Genomic DNA, 301 nt, shown 5'->3' on the forward strand with positions numbered 1-301 from the left:
GTACTGCTGCCTACTGGAACACGAAGCTGAAGAACCGCATCTCGATCAAGATTGGCAACTATCTGTTCTTCGACTCAGTGGTTATCACGCGAGTCTCTATAACGGCGGCCTCGAACTTCGATGCACAGACTGGTCTGCCGCACCACTGCCGCGTGCTGGTTGAATTCAAGCCTCTGTTCATGCTCACACAGCAAGACCTAGATACGCTATTCATCAACCCGAGCGCGTCCACACCGCTGTCGTGTGATGCTACGTACTCGTTGCCGGGCGTGGCTAGTGCGGCTAAGAATCTGTTTAGCTC

The 301-nt window shown here is 53.8% G+C and carries 1 protein-coding gene; it reads left to right on the top strand.

Translation table 11 applies throughout. The features are described 5' to 3' along the window. Positions 1-301 (top strand): hypothetical protein (locus AC1RPY_RS07780; protein WP_481763112.1); only part of this gene is annotated, 301 nt, incomplete at both ends.

The sequence above is a fragment of the Dellaglioa sp. CoH-56-MRSF-12 genome (assembly GCF_056782075.1).